The organism is Thermus oshimai DSM 12092 (assembly GCF_000373145.1).
In the GTDB taxonomy this organism is placed as follows: Bacteria; Deinococcota; Deinococci; order Deinococcales; family Thermaceae; genus Thermus; species Thermus oshimai.
Map to the genome: position 1 here is coordinate 1 of NZ_KB890619.1, position 14335 is coordinate 14335.

A 14335-nucleotide genomic window follows, 5' to 3' on the forward strand; every position below is an offset into this window, starting at 1 on the left:
GACCTTCAGGTCCACCTGGCCGAAGGTGGTCTCCAGCTTGCGGGGGTAGTAGCCGTTCCTGCGGCCTCCGTGCACCTGCAAGAAGGCCGTCCGGTCCAGCTCCAGAACCGTCTGCAGAACCTCGGCTACTGTCTCCCGCACCGCTTCCCTCAGCAAGATCCGCAGGGTATCCTGATCCAAGGGGCACCTCCTCCGTCTAAGGTGTGCCCCCCTATTAAACACAGACCCTTACACATAATTCCTTACACGACCGTAATGGCAGGTGTTGACGGGTGTCGTCATGGTGCCCTAACCTCATCTTAGGGCGTGGGAGCTCTGAGAGGGGGGAAGGGGTGATATGGGAACGACCGTTGTGCTCGCAAAGAGTGCGCGGATGCTAGGCCAGGCCGCGCGTGGTCTGCCTTCCGCCCGTACTTTGGAGCTTCGGGAGCTGACCTCCTACGCCGAGAGGTTGCGGAGCGAGGTGGAGGAGAGGTGGGGGGAGCTACCTCAGGACCTGCGCCGGGAGCTCGCGGTCCTGGCCCGTTCCTGGGAGAGCGGACCCCCTTCTCGAGGCCTCTGGGGCAAGGCGGTGGACCTCTGGGAGGGCCTGAAGCTGAGCTTCGCCCTGGCGCGGGGCGATGTCACCAGGGAGGACCTGGGGGAGTTCCTACACGCGGTCAGCCTCCTTTCCCGGAGGGTGATGGACCGTTTGGAGGAAGAAGACCCCGCTTTTCGGGAAGCCTTGAGGAAGGCGCTTTCCGAGGAAAGCGTTCCTCTCACCAAGGATGAGCTCCGCGCCCTCGTCCTGGACGATTAGGCGTAAGCCCAGCTTCGCCAAGGACTTGAAGCGCCTCGCCAAGTCTCTTTATAAGAGCGACAGGCAAAGGGAGGAGTTCCTGAAGGTTCTCTTCTCCTTTGTGGAAGTCCTTGAGCGACATGGTCCTTCTTCCCCGCTACTGGACGCTGAGGTGATGACAGGGGGGCTGGCCCCGGAGGGACATAAGCTCTACAAGTTCTATTTGCGCCCCCCGCACACTCGGGGGGCCTCCGGACAGATGCGTGTTTTGGCCTTGGTGAACGAAACAGATCAGACGGTAGACCTCCTCATGGCCTACACCCACGCGGATTACCCCAAGCAACCTCACCCGAGAGAGATTCGTGAGCGTATCGAGGAAGGGGGGGACAGATAGGTTCAGAACGGAGTATTTCCTTCTTCTTCATCGGTCGGTGTTTCGTCTGCGGTCGGTGCTATCGGAACGCGGCGTATAAAGCGCCTAGGGTCGCAGGGTTTTCCGAGTTTTTCCGCTTTCTCCAGACACATGTCGGCCAGCTCGTCCTGGTTTAGGGCCCGGTAGACCGCCTGCAGGGCACAGTAGGTGTATGGGTCTTCCTTGATGGCGAGGGCTTCTTTCCCCCAGGAAAGCCCTTCTTTGAGCAGGCTTGAATCCGAGGTGTAGCCCTCGTTCCATAGGTGATTGATGGTACCGACCCCCGCTGTGAGAAGCGCCCGGAGGTTATGTCGGTTCTCGGGAGGTATCCGGTCTTTCCACTCTTTGACGAAGTGGTAAGATTCCCACGGTCTTTTCAACCGATCCCGAAGTAGAGCCGCTATTGTAGGAGCAAAGTGGTATTCTCCTTGGTTCAAGAGGTCAAGATAGCGCTTGTAAGCAAGCTCAGGCGCTACTTTTTCAACAACTTCGTCTGGGGGTTGTCCCGAACGCGCCCACTCGATCAAGTGTTGCAGGTCATCCCAGCTTCTGGGGTAGAGCTCTCCCTCCAGAAGTCCAAGGGCTCGCATTTCGGCGGCGATGGGAATGACCTTCTCCGGTCCCACAGAAATCGCCGTGAGTCCCGCGAGTTTCACGGCTTCCCAAAACTCGGGGCGGTTTTCTACCCACTCTCCTTCCGGTAGCTTGAACCCTAGAACTTCCCAGATTACCGGGTCTTTTCTTTTGGGCACCTGAACGCTCACCGTGGGGCCGGGGTTGGAGAGCCAGCCGTGAAGGGCTTGCCCTAACGGGGATTCCGAGCCAATGCGGTTGCCGGAACCTTTGGGGGCGTCTAGGGTTTCGATCCTTTCCTCTCCGTGAAGCCTCAGCCTGAACTGGGTTCCCTCAGGCCAGCGGCGTTTCATGTTGCCCCCACTGATTTCAGCCTCTTTACGCCAGGTCCACCACCAGGACCACCCGGTGGACCTCCCAGGACTCCTTTGGCAAGACCCGGACCTCCCTGGGGCAGTCCAGGGTGCGCACCAGGTGGGAGCGCTTGGGGTTCAGGCCCATGTATTCTCCGGGGAAGGCTCCTTCTTCTCCCTCGGTCACGCAGAGCCTCCCCGGCTCAGGGGGTTCTCCACGGCGGAAGAGGTACAGCCCCTTGCCGTGCCGGAGGGCCACCAGGTCCGCCGGGTCCAGGGCGAGGCCCGGAAGCCCCAGGATCACGTAGACTTCCTCCTCCCCGTAGACGGGCACCTTGTAGAGGGAAACCCCCGGGACCGTCTCCTCCGTCTTTTCCGAGAGGCCCGGGAGAGGCACCCCGGTCGCCAGGGTGAACTCCTCCGGGGTCCACCGGAGCACCTTCAAGAGCCCTATGATCTTCGGCAAGGGCACGTTCTGCAGGTTGATCAGCCCCTGCTCCAGCTTCCACACGTACCCGTCCGAGGTGCCCATGGAACGCGCCACGTCTCCCAGGGTCAGCCCCAGCTCCTTCCGTCGCCGCCTCAGGGCCTCCCCCACCTCCGCACGGTCTAGCGTTGTCATGAGGCAACTATACCACAGGAACACCTGCTTCCCCAGCGATCTCCCCTTGTTGCCTAGAGGGGCGGGGGAGGAGGCCCCGGAAGTGCCGTCCAGGACGCTTCTCCGTCACTACCCCTTGACTACCCCTTATCTGCCGGGAGTGAGGGCGATTTCGTTCCCGTTCCCGAAAGCGCCGAAGTGGGTTTGTTGCCTTCAGGCAACGGTTCCTGGGGGGTTAGGTGGGGGTGAAGTGGGGGAGGGGGCAGACCTTGCAAGCGGGAGGACGGGGGTTCAAATCCCCCCCGCTCCACCAAGCTTGGGAACGAAGCGCTCCCCGGCTTACTTCTAAGCCGGGGAGGTCGTCCTTTCTACAGAAGGTTTAAACGCCCGCACCCGACCATACCCCAGGCTGGTCTTGGCCCCCACGCCGCTATAGAAGGCGAAGCGGCCCAGGGCGGTAAGCCAAAGGGCCTCCTCCTCCGTGGCCCTGGGCAGGTGGTAGACCACCCGGCCTACAAAGCCGGTGGCCTCCGTGTCCCCTTCTACCCCCAAGGTGCGCCCCTCCAGCCAGCGCACCGTGGCCCTTTCCAGAAGGGCCGCTTGCACCCCTTCAGGGGGCTTTACCGGGGCAAAGGCGGAAAAGCGTCTTAGAAGGCTTTCCAGCACCAGCCGGGGCTCGGGAAGGGGATAGTTCACCCCCTTGCGGCGGAAGAAGGTAGGGCTGTGGAAGCGCAAGGGGAGATCGGGGGAGGGCTCGCCCTGGAAGAGGCGGGCGTAGGTGCTCACCCCGGCCCAGGGGTGGCCCTCCTGCAGGACCCGGCGCACGCGGAAGGGGGCCCCCAGGCGCACCCTTTGCCCCTCGAGGCCAAACACCGCCGGTGAGAGCCGGGCGTACAGGTCCTCCCGGAGGAAGGCCAAGCGGGCCCAGTAGGCTCCCTCCTTCCCCCCAAAGCCCAGGCTGAAGGGGTTTTCCCCCTGGTCGTGGAGCTCGGGGAAGTGCTCCCGTAGAAGGCTATAGAAAAAGCCCCGGAGGCCCAAAGGGGTGGGCGGGGCCTCCCCTTCCAGTTCCAAAACGAGGGCGGCCAGGGTCATAGGGGGATGGGCTCCGCCTTGGCCTCCACCCCAAGGCCCTTAAGGAGCTCCCGGGCCAGCCTGGCCACCTGGTCCACATCCCCTTCCTTGGGGCCCTCCAGGCCGTGAATGAGGAGGGCCTTGTTCCGCGCCCTTAGGGCCCCCTGAAGGCCCTGGAGGCGCTTGGAGTCTAGATGCCTAAAGGCAGGATGGTCTTTCGCCTTGAGGTAGGCCAGGAGGTGGAGGAGGCCAAAGCGTTCCGGGATGCGGATTTCCCCTTCCGTGGGGAGGAGGGCCTTTAGGGTGGCCTTGAGGGCCTCTTCCTCCTCTGGGGTTGGGCGGGGCGCCTCGAGGTCCAGGCCCATGCCCGCTGCCAGGTGCTGCAGGAGGAGCTCCAGGGCCCGGTAGGCGTAGAGGGCGGCCAGGGGGAGGTGCCCCTTGGCCCCCTCGTACCCCGCAAGGAGGGTGGCGGCAAGCCAGGCCACGCCCTCCTTGTCCGATAGGTCCTTTTTCTCCAGCAGGGCCAGGATGGCGGAGAGGCCCTTCTGCTGGGCCTCGAGGTCCTTCCGCCTGGCGTTTAGGGGGTGGTTCAGGTGGGCGTCCCGGTCCAGATCTCTGAGAAGGGTTTCCAGGTCCTTTTTTGCCTTTGGAAAGTCCAGATCCTTCCAAGACTGGTAGACCTTGGCCAGGTGCCCATAGAGGCGGAAGCCCTCCTGGCCCGTTTTCTTGGCCGTTTCGTAGAAGTAGGCCGAGGCCTTCTTGAACTCCCCTTCCCGGTAAAAGCTCCGGGCCAGGTGCTCGTCCACGTCCCCCAGGACCTCGTGGGGGTTGGGGAGGCGCACCAGGTACTCCGTGCCCGGTATGGGGCGGCGCAGGCGAGGGTCGTACCCTTCGTTGTCCACGTAGACCACCTGAACCTCCGAGTGGATCCGTTGCAGGAAGAAGGCGGCCGCGGCCAGCCCCGAGGTCATGGCCTTGGTGCCGCTCGTGAGGTCCAAGGCCACCCGCGCCCCCCGGTGCCGGCCTAGGAGCTCGGCCACCGTCTTGTAGATGAGGGCCACGTCGCTCTTGTCCACCCGGATGGGGTAGGCCTCCCGCCCCGTTTCCCTCTGGATGCGTTCCAGGTACCTTTGGCTTTCCTCCGTGTGGAGAAGGTAGACCCGCTCTGCCCCCGTGCCCAGGATGGCCAGGATGGTGGCCTCGGGGCTGGTGCCCACGGTGTGGATGGACACCTCGTAGGGCTGGAAGCGGGGGCGCACGGGGGGGTCTTCCCGCCAGAGGGCCAGGAGGAGGGGCCAGACGGCCTCGTTGTAGAAGGGGGTGGGGTCCTCCCCCCGGTCCAGCCTCTCGTAGAGGGTCTTTCGGGCTTCTTCCAGTTGGGCCTGAAGCGAGGGCATGGTCTGATGTTTGGGGTTTTCCCCAGGGCTTGTCAAGAGCAGATGCACGGGTTTTCCCGGATGGGTTTGATATTCTCAGAAAAGACAAGGTGTTTGGGGGAGGTCCATATGAGCCTTCTTTTTAGAGTCCTAAGAAAGTTAAGTCGGTTTTCCTTAAAATCTCCTCATGGGTGCTCCCCTCCGTATCCACCTGACGCCTGAGGAAGACGTGGCATTGCTTCGGGTCTCCCAAGACCCCGGGGCCCACCCCAAGACCCGCAGGTGGGCCCTCATTCTTCGCTTGGCCCACCAGGGATGGACCGCACCCCGCATTGCCGCCTTCCTCGGCCTGGACCGCAGCACCGTCCGCCTCGTCCTCAGGCGCTACCTCCAGGCAGGCCTCCCCGGCCTCCCCTACCGCAAGCCCCCCGGGGCCCCCATCAAGGTCACGGAGGAGGTCAAGGCCTTCCTCCGGGAAAAGCTGGTGGAGGATCGGCTCTGGACCCTGGCCCAGCTGCAGGAGGAGGTGGAGGCTCGCTTCGGCCTCCACCTGAACCTCAGCACCCTCTCCCGCCATCTCCGGGCCATGGGGTACGTGTGGAAACGGACCCGGTACGTCCCGGCGGGGAAACCGGAGAGGGCGGAGGTGGAGCGGTTCAGGAGGGAGGAAGAGGAAGCCAAAAGGGGGCCCGGGAGGGGAAGGGAGCGGTGGGGTATCTGGACGAAGCGGGGTTCAGCCTGACCCTGCCCCCGGGGTACACCTGGAGCCTGAGGGGAAAGGTGCTTGGGGTGCCCCGGGTCTGGGGTAGCCGGGGCCGGCTGAACGTGCTGGCCCATCTGGTGTGGGAAGGGGCGGGGTGGAAGCTCCATTTTGCTCTGGTGCGGGGGCCGGTGCGGATGGGAGAGGTGGTGGCGTACTTGGGGCAGGTGGCGAAGGGATTGGGGAAGCCTCTGAAGCTCTTTCTGGACAACGCGGCCTTTCATCGGGGGAAGGAGGTGAGGGGGAGGGAGGGGGAATGGAGGGCGAGGGGCCTCCATCTGGGGTACCTGCCCAGGTACAGCCCCCATCTGAACCCCATGGAGACGGTGTGGCGGCGGGTGAAGGGGTCTTTGATGCCCCGGAGGCACTACCCCGACCTGGATGCGTTGGAGGAGGCGGTGCGGCAAGCCCTCAAGAGCCTGGGAGGGATAGAGGTGAGAATCTAATGCAAAGGCACTTAGGCCCCTGGGTTTGGGTTATGGGCTTGGGGGTGGCCTCTTTGGGCCAGGCCCAGGGGGTGCGGGGCCTGGGCATGGGGGGGCTTGTCCTGCCGGGGCCAGAGGCCGCGGACCGGAACCCGGCTTACGCCGCTTACCCGTCCCGGTTCGGAAAGATGGGGGGCGCCCTCCCTCTAGGGCTTTTGCGCTACCTTCCTGTTTTTTCGGATACCAGCCCCTTCACCTACTACACCGATCCCCAGGCCTTTGCGACGGGGTTTGACGTCCTAGCCTTCTACGACCAGTTCGCCCACCTGGACACCTTCCTCCTGAACCCCGCCCGGAGCCCCGAGGAGGTGGTGTTCCGCATCCGGGCTGACCGGTTGGAGGTCACCGACGGGCAGGGAAACCCCTTAGACCTTTCCTTTGGCTTCGGGGCAACCGGGCCCGAGCCCACGCTCCTTCTCCCCGAGCTCTTCGGGATTCCCCTGTGGAGCGGGAAGGAGGCCTACCTCCGCTTGGGATACCTCTATGGGATTGAAAGCGTGCGGGTAGCCCCAAGTCCAGAGCTGGCCCAGGCCCTTTCGGGGGGAGGCCTGGAGGCCTGCCGTCAAGACCCCTCGCCTTGCGTCCTTTCCGCCACCGTCAGGGCCGCCCAAGGGCTGGCCCTGACCCTGGGGTGGGCGGCGGCCCTGCCGGGCCAGCTTTACGTGGGCGTGCGGGGCCAGGGGTTCTATGGCTTCGGATACGCTGAGCTCAGCGCCAAGGCCCGCCCCCTTTTTAACGAGAACGGCAGCCCCATGGGCGTGGATTTGTGGGCAGAAGGAACCTTTATTAGCCAGAACCGAGGGTATGGTCTGCGGGGGGATGTGGGCGTGGTGTGGGATCTTGGGCCGGCCACCCTGGGCCTAGGGGTGCAGAACCTGCTGGGCCTGGTGGTATGGGAAGGGACGAACTATTTCGTCATAGACCAAAATGGCCCTTCTGGAGGCTTTCCCTTCAGGCGTAGCGGTGGGCCTTTTGCACCCGTTTTCTTCCTGAACGGGGCCTACCGCTTTGAGGACTTGGGCCTCTTGGTTGGGGCGGACGCTTCCTTCGGTAGCGTGGCCCCAAGCGCCCATTTGGGAGTGGAGTACGCTCTAGGGTCCACTTCCCTCCGGGCGGGGGTGGGGTACGAGGGGGGCCTTCGCTTTGGTCTAGGGGTGGGGTTGGAGCTGGAGGGGTTGGGCTTGGACCTGGCCCTGACCCGCCATGAGGCCCCTTTGGTGGGGGGCGGCGTTTACGGCCTCGCCCTGGCGATGCGCTTTTAAGCCCAGTTCTTGGCTAGAAGGAGGACGGTATGCAGCGCACTTTAGGCCGGGTTTTGGGGGCGGTTGGGCTTTTGATCGCGCTTGCTGCGTGCAGCCTTTACACCAGGTACCGGGTGGAGGTGGACCTGCGTTCCCTCCTGCCGGAGGAGGTGCGCTCGGGCATCCTAACCCCAACCGAGAACGTGCTTCTGCCGGCCCCGAAAGGCCAGCTTTTGTCCATCCCCGGCCTCGAGGCCTTGGCGGAAGGGCAGGTTTTGGGAGAGGTGGAGCTTACCCACACCGGAGGGGAGGCCGCGAACGTGACCCTCGAGGTCCGGGTGGCCCCCCCTTCGGATGAGAACCTTTTTGACGGGGATGGGGACCAGCTCTGGGCCTCGAGGGCCCTCGCCCTGGCCCCTGGGGAAACGGCCACCCTCAGCCTACGGGAGCAAAGCGCGCAGGTGCCCTTCTTGGGCCCTGGCGTTCGGGAGTTCCGCATCGGGGCCCGGTTGCAGGTGGAAGGGGGCCAGGTGGCCTATGTCCTAAGGCGGCTGGAGCTGGCGCTCCAACTGGACTTTACTCCGGAGCCTCGGAGCCAATAACTACCCCAGCCGCCCCACCATCCAGCCCAGGGGGTAGCCGTCCTGGGGGTTGCTGGCCCCCGCGGTCTTGCGGGTCTTGGGTTCCTGGGCCTCGGGGTGGTCTTCGGGAAGGAGGAGGGCCAGGCGCAGGGCGAGCCTTCCCGAGCCGAAGCCCACCCGGATGGGGAAGACCTCGGGGTCCTTTAGGCGCTCCTCCAGCTCCCGGTAGACCTCGAGGGCCCGCTTAAGCCCATGATCTTCCGCAAAGCGCTTCTCCCACTCCGCTACCCGGCCGTAGTACTCCCGGAGGGCCTTCTTCAGCTCCTCAGGGGGGATAGGCCCGGCCACCCCCCTGTCTCCGTAGGCGGAAAGGCCTTTGTGGTAGCGGAAGGACAGGGCGAACCGGCTCCCCTTGCGGAAGGTCTCCGCCAGGAGGAGGAGCCCTTTGGTGTCCTTTGTAGGGTGGAATACCCCGATGCGGTTCAAGAAGCCCTCCCCCGGCCCCGAGTCCGAAACCCGCACCGCCCGGAAGGGGTCCCGGTAGAGGTCGGGCCCCCGCCCGCCCATGTAGCCCAAGACCGTGGCCTCAAAGGTCTGGTTGGCCCTGAGGTCCGGGCTCTTGGGGGCGCGGATGAGGGCCTCCTCGTCCTTGAGGGTGGGCTTGCGGAAGGTCCAGCGCCCCTCCCGGAACTCCACCCCCTCCCCCCGCTGGAGAAGGGTCCAGAAGAGCCAGGCGGTCCTCAAGGCCCCCTTCACGCTGGAGCCGGGCAGGTAGGGGCCCAGGGGGCTTTGGGGCAGGGGGCGCCACTCCAGGGCGGCTTCTTCCGTGGCCTCCTCCAGGGTCTTGAAGAAGGCGAGGCTCGCCCCCACGGTGCGGAGGAGGGCTTCTTTGGGGAGCTGGCCCTCCTGGTAGAGGTTTCTCAGGATGTCCTGGGCCGCCTTGGGGCCCTGGGCCACCTTTTCCAGGTACTGCCGGCGCCGCTCTTCGGGGAGGAGAAGGAGGAGGGCGCCTGGGTCCAGGAGGTGGACCCCTTTGGCCTCCTTATCGGGCACGTAGGCGTAGGCAGGGTAAAGCTCCCCCGTGCCCACGTGCACCGGGCTTAGGGCCTCCAGCTCCAGCCGGTACGCTTCCAGGAAGCTCATACCCTCACCCCCAGGGGAAAGACCTGCAGGAGCTCGTACACCCGCACCCCCTCCTCCGGGGGTTCCAGGGGGGTCACGTCCAGGGCCAGGGGCCCGGGGACCTCCCGGTAGAGGCTTCCTTCCCGGGTGCGGAGGTGGGGCCGCTTGAAGGGCGTGGCCCCCACGTACCCCCCGCCCAAGCGGCCCCAGTAGGGTTCCAGCTCGTAGTAAAGCGCCCCTTCCAGGGGCCCCGGGGCCAGGGTCATGTGGGCCGTGGGGGTCTTGGCCTCTGGGAGCTCGCAGGGGAAGGGGCCTTCCACCCGAAAGCGTCCAAGCCCCACGCTGGCCTTTCCCCCGTACCCCATCTCCCCCACGAAGGCCAAGGCCTCCTTGGGGTCAAAGGGGGGGTCCCCCAGGAGGTAGAGGGCGTAGGGGGTTTGGGGATCGGGGAAGAGGAGCTCCTCCGCAAAGAGGATGCCCTTCCGGGCCGCGCCCGTGGCCCGGTCTATCCCCACCCGGCTCCGGCGGAGGCGCTTGGGCTCCGGGGGGGTCTTGCCGCTGAGCTCCGGGGCCGTGAGGAGCGCCCCTTCCCCCTCCTCCGCCAGCCGGGCGAAGGTCTCGAGGCTCACCAGCCTCAGGTTTTTCAGGGCCTTGCGCTTTTCCGTCTCCTCCACCTGGACCGGCGGGAGCTTGGGCCTGGGGAGCCACCCCTCGGGGAAGACGCTGGAGAGGCGGAAGGGGAGGGGCTCGGCGAGGAGCTCCTCCAGGGCCTCGCGGCCGTGGGTGTAGCGGTACCACCAGAGGAGGTGGCCGAGGAGGCTGGGGGCCCGGGGGAGCTCCTTCAGGGGGCTTTGGAAGTAGAGGCGGAAGAGGGTTAGGCGCATGGTCTAGAGGGGCACTTCCTGGATTTCCAGCCTTTCCTCGAGGGGTAGGTCCTCCTGCCCTTCCCAGGGCTTGCCCGGATGCAGGAAGAAGACCTGGCCGTACCCCCGGCTGATGTGCCCGCCCAGGCCGTCCAGCTCCAGGAGCTTTAGGGCCTTGAGGAGGTACTTTTTAAAGTACTCCTCGTCCAGGGCGTCCAGGACCCGGTAGGTCATCTCCACGCCGAAGCGGGCCCCCGCGGGCACCCGCTCCGTGGTGCGGGGGTTGGCGTTCCCCCCCAGGCGGGGGATGAAGACCTCCTGCTTGATCTCCGTGTAGAGCCCGCCCCGGGCCGCCACCCGCTCCAGCTCCCGCTTGGAGTCCTCCGTGAGGTAGGCGTCCCGCACCAGGAGGCGGGTGGGGCCCCGCTCCTGGGCGATCCTCAGGCTTTCCGGGTTGTTCTCCGGGGCCAGGCCGAAGATGCGGGCCACGGGGTCTTGGGGGTCAGGGGAAGCGTAGACGTGCTTGTCCTTGGACTTCAGGATGTAATCCCCCCCGAGGGCCCACTCCAGGAGGTAGCGGAGCTTCCCCTTGAGGCTGGAGCCGGGGATGTAGGGTTCTTCCGTAAGGGGGTTGCGGATCACGGGGTTGTCCAGGTCGCCGATGGCCATCTGGTCCCGGCTCATGCCGATCCTGAGGCCCGACTTGGCCAGGAGGATGGCCCGGATGCGGATGATTTTCCGAAGCTTCATACGTCCTCCTATTTGCCCCTAGCGTAAAAGTAGGCCAGCACCGCCTCCACGTACTTCATCATGGCTTCAAAGTCTTTGGGGCTCCGCTGGCCCGCCTCTAGGGCCTCCTTCAGGAAGGCCACGAAGCGCCGGGCGTTCTTCAGGGGCCCCTGGGCCCGGGTGTTGTAGGCCAGCTTGGCCTTGAGGAGCTCCAGCTGGGGCACCAATCGGGCGAAGGCCAGGGCCTCGTCCGAACGCCTTTCCCGATCAAAGCGGTTTTCCAGGGCGCGGAGCTCGGCGAAGTAGTTGCGGAACTGGCTGGACTTCAGCTCGCCTTCCCGCACCAGCTCCTCCGCCACCTCTTGGGCCCTTTGGAAGATGGCCGGGTCCAGCACGCCCTTTTCCTTGTCCTTGTAAAACTCCAGCGTCGGCATTCACGCCCTCCTTTCCAGGTAAAGCCCCCACTGCACCCACACGGGGAGGTGTTGCCATAGGGGGTCTTGGTGGTCCAGAAGCCTTAGGTACCGCCTCCAGGTGGCCTCGTCCCGCTCCCTTACCCGCCTTAGGGCGTAGGCCAGGAGGGGCTTGTAGCGCATCCTTCCCCCTTCGTCCTCTTCTTCCTTCCAGAACTTCCGCCACAGGAAAAGCCAGCGGTAGACCTGGGCCCGGGAAAGCCTTTCCGCCTTTAGGTCCCGCCTCAGGTCCTCCACGGCGCCCCTAAGGGCCCGCAGGGTTTCCCACTCCACCGCCTGGCCGAAGAGGAAAAGCCGCCCCCGGCCCGCCTCCTTGGCCGTCTTCTCCGCCCGGGTGAGGGCCTCGGCGAGGGAGGGGAGGGGAAGGCTGGGCCCCGAGAGGAGAAAGCCCCCGGAGAGGGTAAGCCCGGGGTGGCGGGTGAAGAGGCGGTAGAGCCGTTCCAGATCCAGGGCGAAGTCCAGAAGGGCATCCCAAGGTCCCAGGAGGAAGAGGTCGTCCCCGCCCGAGTAGACGCTGTAGATGAGGGGGTAGCGCCGGGCCTTTGCCTCGGCCTCGAGGCCATCCCACCCGAGCCTTTGGGCGTAGAGCTTGGGGGTTTGTATGAGGCCCAGGACCTCCCCGCTGAAGAAGACCTCCAGGGTGCGGGAGAGGGCGGCCAGGCGGCTTGGGGTGGCGAGGTCCCTTTCCCCTTTGAAGCCCTTGGCGAAGGCCTCCCCCATGCGGTCCGCGTCCAGCATGAGGGCCCCCAGGTAGGGGGCCCCCTCGGAGAGGGCCGCAAGCTCCCCGAAGGTGAGGACCCTTTCGGGGTGAGCCTCCTCTTCCTCCCAAAGCCCCTCCCCTTTGGCCCACGCCTCGTACTGCTCCAGGGTTTTCCCGGTGGCCCTTAGGGCCTCCGCCACCCGGGGCAGGTGGCCCAGGAGGGGCTTGGCCTCGGAAGGGGTTTCGGAAGGGCTGAAGTCCAGCCGGGCGCGGTAGGCGTGCGCCGCCCCTTCCCCCTCCAGGGCGGCCTTCAGGGACGGGAAGGGCAGGAAGGGGGTGGGGGCCCCTTCCTGGAAAAAGCCCACCTGATCCCGCTTGGGCAGGAGGCCCCCAAGGGCCTTTTCCCGCTCGCAGGCCCCGCAGAGGCTTCCGGGCTCGTCTTCCTTGGCGGGGAGGAGGCCGCAGGCGGCGCAGGGGCGCAAGGGCTCCCTTAGGGTTTCCACCGTGCGCTTCAGGAAGGAAAAGGGGGTGAGCTTGGCCCGGGCCAGCTCCCGGTGGGCCCTCGCCAGTACCCCGGCGAAGTCCCGGAAGTCCGCCCCCCGGAAGGCCACCCAGGCCAGGTGGGGCACGAGGCTCCCCCCCCGGGCCAAGGCCCAGCGCCCCCAGGCCTCCCGGGCCTCCTCCAGGGCCCTTAGGGCCTCCTCGGTGTGGGGCAGGAGGAGGTAGAACTTCCCCCCGGCCCCCAGGATGCGGTTCAGGGGGGTGAGGCCCAGGCGGAAGAGGAGGCCCAGGGCCATGGCCTCCCCGGCCAGGCTCACCTCGAGGCTCCTCGCCCGGAGGCGCTTGGCGATGCCCCCCACCCCCGTCTCCGCCCCCGCGATGCGGTAGATGTGCCCCTGGATGCCCCCCATGTCCCCCACCACCAGGAGGAACTTTTCCCCGTCCTGCCGGAGGGCCTCCACGGTGGGGCCTCCCCCGTGGTAAAGCCAAAGGGCGTGGGCGATGGCCGCGCTGAGGCGGAGGTGGTCGTAAAGGGACACGTCGGGCTCGCTTTGGGTGTCCGCGGGCACCAGGCTCAGGGTCTCCTGGAAGGCCAGGGCCAGGTTGGCGAGGAGGGCCTCCCGGGAAAGGCGGAGGCGGGCCATCTCCGCAAGGCGGGCCTCGAGGCGCTCCAGGAGCCTGCCGTAGGCGTCCTTGGAGATGTGGGGCCTTTCCTCGGGGTAGAGGGCCCCTGTGCGGAGGCCGGCTTCCGTCCGGCCGTTCAGGGCGTAGACGGGGCTATACCCCCCCTCCTCTCCCTCCCGTTCCCCCACCCGGAGCCGACGGAAAGGGGCGTTTAGGGGCACCTCCGGGGGGCTTTGGCCGCCCTCGCCCTCCTCCCGCTCCTTGGAGGCGTAGGTGTCCGCCAGGGCCACGCACCACTCCTCTGGGGTTTTGGGCTGGTACTCGGGGCGGTGGCGCCAGCCCTCGTGGTGGCGGCTTGCGGTCTTCTCCAGCCATTCGGGGTCCACCCCTACGCCCCGGAAAAGCCCCGCGTGGGCCCGGACGAAGCGGGCGGTGTAGGCGGTGTGGGTGCGGTCCCCTTCCTCCCGCTCGCCCCAGCGGGCGCGGGAGAGGAGCTTGCCCACGTCGTGGAGGAGGGCGGCCAGGGCTAGGTCTTTGGCGTTCGGTGCCATGTGGGAAAAGCCTACACCTCCTCTCCTCGCCTCCCTGTGATCTTTGCACACGGGGGTCTATAGCACGGCAAACCGGGCCTCCTCCACCACGGGCCCCACCCCCAGTACCTCCACCGTGCCGGCGATGGGGTAGATGCGGAGGGCATCTTCGGAAAGGTCCAGCACCTTCCGGGCGCGGGCCTTGAGGTCTTCCAGAAGCTTGGGGTCTAGGTAGCACTCAAACACGGATAGCTGGACCCGCTCCCCATAGCTCTTTAGGAGCGTGGCCAGCTTAACCCGGCGGGTGTCGTCCGGGATGTCGTAGGCGATGGCGTACAGCCTCTTTCCCATATGGGCATTTTAACCCAAATGGCCGGTGTCGCAATCCCCTGACGGGGAAGCATCTCGTGCAACGTCAAATAACTCGCCGTAGACGCGCAGGAGGACCGCAAACGAGTCGCAATCCCCTGACGGGGAAGCATCTCGTGCAACCTGACCAGCCACAGGGTGTGGCGGCGCATCCGCGTCGCAATCCCCTGACGGGGAAGCATCTCGTGCAACA

At 66.0% G+C, this 14335-nt stretch carries 16 protein-coding genes; 5 read left to right on the forward strand and 11 right to left on the reverse strand.

Annotated features, from left to right (window positions below):
- The coding region (locus B043_RS12350) for a transposase (protein WP_038036988.1) at positions 1 to 222 on the reverse strand (222 nt) is incomplete at its 3' end.
- 151 nt (positions 223 to 373) lie between these two features.
- Here B043_RS12350 and B043_RS0107490 point away from each other — a divergent pair.
- Positions 374 to 799: a hypothetical protein gene (locus tag B043_RS0107490; RefSeq protein WP_018461505.1), complete on the forward strand. Its 426-nt coding sequence runs from the start codon at positions 374 to 376 to the stop codon at positions 797 to 799.
- A 25-nt stretch (positions 800 to 824) separates the two neighbouring features.
- Positions 825 to 1172: a hypothetical protein gene (locus tag B043_RS0107495; RefSeq protein WP_126164596.1), complete on the forward strand. Its 348-nt coding sequence runs from the start codon at positions 825 to 827 to the stop codon at positions 1170 to 1172.
- Between the two features lie 2 nt (positions 1173 to 1174).
- Here B043_RS0107495 and B043_RS12825 read toward each other — a convergent pair whose 3' ends face one another.
- From B043_RS12825 to B043_RS0107510, 4 genes are all read right to left on the reverse strand, one after another.
- Complete coding sequence (locus B043_RS12825; protein ID WP_126164597.1) at positions 1175 to 2116, reverse strand: hypothetical protein; 942 nt, start codon at positions 2114 to 2116, stop codon at positions 1175 to 1177.
- Between the two features lie 25 nt (positions 2117 to 2141).
- On the reverse strand, positions 2142 to 2738 hold the full coding sequence (locus tag B043_RS0107500) for a helix-turn-helix domain-containing protein (RefSeq protein WP_234944416.1): 597 nt from the start codon (positions 2736 to 2738) through the stop codon (positions 2142 to 2144).
- Positions 2739 to 3062: 324 nt separating this feature from the next.
- Entirely contained in the window at positions 3063 to 3809 is a 747-nt protein-coding gene (cas6, locus tag B043_RS0107505) for a CRISPR system precrRNA processing endoribonuclease RAMP protein Cas6 (protein ID WP_018461507.1), read from the reverse strand.
- Complete coding sequence (locus B043_RS0107510; RefSeq protein ID WP_018461508.1) at positions 3806 to 5185, reverse strand: TIGR02710 family CRISPR-associated CARF protein; 1380 nt, start codon at positions 5183 to 5185, stop codon at positions 3806 to 3808. The genes cas6 and B043_RS0107510 overlap by 4 nt, the downstream gene beginning before the upstream one ends.
- A 166-nt stretch (positions 5186 to 5351) precedes the next feature.
- On the opposite strand from B043_RS0107510, the gene B043_RS12675 reads away from it, so the two are divergent.
- The 3 genes from B043_RS12675 to B043_RS0107530 all read left to right on the forward strand — a co-directional run bounded on the left by B043_RS12675 (position 5352) and on the right by B043_RS0107530 (position 8252).
- A protein-coding gene (locus tag B043_RS12675) for an IS630 family transposase (RefSeq protein WP_155987414.1) occupies positions 5352 to 6370 on the forward strand; the annotation gives its coding sequence in 2 pieces (ribosomal slippage) (positions 5352 to 5844 and positions 5844 to 6370; 1020 coding nt in all).
- Positions 6370 to 7671 (forward strand): hypothetical protein, encoded by a 1302-nt coding sequence (locus B043_RS0107525; protein WP_018461511.1) that lies wholly within the window; start codon positions 6370 to 6372, stop codon positions 7669 to 7671. The genes B043_RS12675 and B043_RS0107525 overlap by 1 nt, the downstream gene beginning before the upstream one ends.
- A gap of 29 nt (positions 7672 to 7700) precedes the next feature.
- Positions 7701 to 8252: a hypothetical protein gene (locus tag B043_RS0107530; protein WP_018461512.1), complete on the forward strand. Its 552-nt coding sequence runs from the start codon at positions 7701 to 7703 to the stop codon at positions 8250 to 8252.
- Here the strand turns inward: B043_RS0107530 and csm5 are convergent, their stop codons facing one another.
- From csm5 to cas2, 6 genes are read right to left on the reverse strand one after another with little or no spacing between them, the layout of a single operon-like run.
- Positions 8253 to 9374, reverse strand: a complete 1122-nt coding sequence (csm5, locus tag B043_RS0107535; protein WP_018461513.1) for a type III-A CRISPR-associated RAMP protein Csm5 — start codon at positions 9372 to 9374, stop codon at positions 8253 to 8255. It abuts the gene before it with no gap.
- Entirely contained in the window at positions 9371 to 10237 is an 867-nt protein-coding gene (gene csm4 / locus B043_RS0107540; RefSeq protein ID WP_018461514.1) for a type III-A CRISPR-associated RAMP protein Csm4, read from the reverse strand. The genes csm5 and csm4 overlap by 4 nt, the downstream gene beginning before the upstream one ends.
- 3 nt (positions 10238 to 10240) lie before the next feature.
- Positions 10241 to 10966, reverse strand: coding sequence for a type III-A CRISPR-associated RAMP protein Csm3 (csm3, locus tag B043_RS0107545; protein ID WP_016329080.1), 726 nt, complete (start codon positions 10964 to 10966; stop codon positions 10241 to 10243).
- 8 nt (positions 10967 to 10974) lie between these two features.
- Positions 10975 to 11379, reverse strand: coding sequence for a type III-A CRISPR-associated protein Csm2 (gene csm2, locus B043_RS0107550; RefSeq protein WP_018461515.1), 405 nt, complete (start codon positions 11377 to 11379; stop codon positions 10975 to 10977).
- Entirely contained in the window at positions 11380 to 13794 is a 2415-nt protein-coding gene (gene cas10 / locus B043_RS0107555) for a type III-A CRISPR-associated protein Cas10/Csm1 (RefSeq protein ID WP_018461516.1), read from the reverse strand.
- Positions 13795 to 13851: 57 nt separating this feature from the next.
- A complete protein-coding gene (gene cas2 / locus B043_RS0107560) occupies positions 13852 to 14124 on the reverse strand; it encodes a CRISPR-associated endonuclease Cas2 (RefSeq protein WP_016329083.1) in 273 nt (90 codons plus the stop codon).
- Between the last annotated feature and the right edge of the window lie 211 nt (positions 14125 to 14335).

What these genes read in the sequence shown, in the direction of transcription:
- csm4 (WP_018461514.1), bottom strand. Translation starts at nt 10,237, where the DNA reads ATGCGCCTAACCCTCTTCCGCCTCTACTTCCAAAGCCCCCTGAAGGAG.
- cas6 (WP_018461507.1), bottom strand. Translation starts at nt 3,809, where the DNA reads ATGACCCTGGCCGCCCTCGTTTTGGAACTGGAAGGGGAGGCCCCGCCC.
- B043_RS0107530 (WP_018461512.1), top strand. Translation starts at nt 7,701, where the DNA reads ATGCAGCGCACTTTAGGCCGGGTTTTGGGGGCGGTTGGGCTTTTGATC.
- B043_RS0107525 (WP_018461511.1), top strand. Translation starts at nt 6,370, where the DNA reads ATGCAAAGGCACTTAGGCCCCTGGGTTTGGGTTATGGGCTTGGGGGTG.
- csm3 (WP_016329080.1), bottom strand. Translation starts at nt 10,966, where the DNA reads ATGAAGCTTCGGAAAATCATCCGCATCCGGGCCATCCTCCTGGCCAAG.
- cas2 (WP_016329083.1), bottom strand. Translation starts at nt 14,124, where the DNA reads ATGGGAAAGAGGCTGTACGCCATCGCCTACGACATCCCGGACGACACC.
- B043_RS0107500 (WP_234944416.1), bottom strand. Translation starts at nt 2,738, where the DNA reads ATGACAACGCTAGACCGTGCGGAGGTGGGGGAGGCCCTGAGGCGGCGA.
- B043_RS0107490 (WP_018461505.1), top strand. Translation starts at nt 374, where the DNA reads ATGCTAGGCCAGGCCGCGCGTGGTCTGCCTTCCGCCCGTACTTTGGAG.
- B043_RS0107510 (WP_018461508.1), bottom strand. Translation starts at nt 5,185, where the DNA reads ATGCCCTCGCTTCAGGCCCAACTGGAAGAAGCCCGAAAGACCCTCTAC.
- B043_RS12825 (WP_126164597.1), bottom strand. Translation starts at nt 2,116, where the DNA reads ATGAAACGCCGCTGGCCTGAGGGAACCCAGTTCAGGCTGAGGCTTCAC.
- cas10 (WP_018461516.1), bottom strand. Translation starts at nt 13,794, where the DNA reads ATGGCACCGAACGCCAAAGACCTAGCCCTGGCCGCCCTCCTCCACGAC.
- csm2 (WP_018461515.1), bottom strand. Translation starts at nt 11,379, where the DNA reads ATGCCGACGCTGGAGTTTTACAAGGACAAGGAAAAGGGCGTGCTGGAC.
- csm5 (WP_018461513.1), bottom strand. Translation starts at nt 9,374, where the DNA reads ATGAGCTTCCTGGAAGCGTACCGGCTGGAGCTGGAGGCCCTAAGCCCG.